The 517-nt window shown below is 43.9% G+C and carries 2 protein-coding genes; both read right to left on the reverse strand.

All coding sequences use genetic code 11. From position 1 onward, the window contains the following. Window positions 1-6: 6 nt before the first annotated feature. A complete protein-coding gene (locus P5674_RS25815; RefSeq protein ID WP_014276167.1) occupies window positions 7-174 on the reverse strand; it encodes a hypothetical protein in 168 nt (55 codons plus the stop codon). A 161-nt stretch (window positions 175-335) separates the two neighbouring features. Then, window positions 336-517: hypothetical protein (locus tag P5674_RS25820; RefSeq protein WP_315670484.1), on the reverse strand; the 182-nt coding region annotated here is incomplete at its 5' end.

Here is a 517-nt window from a genome sequence, read left to right on the forward strand (position 1 = left end):
TTCCCCTCACCGGAGATTATGAATCAGACCCATAGATAACCTTGCGAGCGATCGCCACCATACTTTCATAATCTGATACTGAAAGGCGGTCTGATATCTTTGTACATTGATAGGTGTATCTTTGATAGCTTGGGGAATTATCTTCTGCTGTTGTCGTGGTTGATTTTGAAACATATCCTCCCCCCCAACCGGAACAAACACTCTTGGGGGTGCGACCGACGTGATAGCAGTCAATGGTGAGGAACGAACCGATAGGCTTGCTATTGACGGGTATCACAAGGGAGTTACCCTATCGGTGTTTGGTTGGGGGGTGGTATGGGTATTTGACAGATTGATTAAGTTGTGCTTATTGACTGAGTAATCATCCTATTGACAGAATTATTTTCCTGTGCTAGGACTAGATTGTGAGTAATATCTGAGTAATTAGGTACGACTATCGGGTTAAAGCAATTCCCGCGATAGTAGTCAGGATAAGGGTTTAAGTTAAATCGGGATGACAGGATTTGAACCTGCGACA

This window comes from Limnospira sp. PMC 289.06 (assembly GCF_032350395.1).
GTDB classification, from domain to species: Bacteria; Cyanobacteriota; Cyanobacteriia; order Cyanobacteriales; family Microcoleaceae; genus Limnospira; species Limnospira platensis.

Coding starts and splice junctions, on each gene's coding strand:
- P5674_RS25815 (WP_014276167.1), bottom strand. CDS start 174: ATGTTTCAAAATCAACCACGACAACAGCAGAAGATAATTCCCCAAGCT.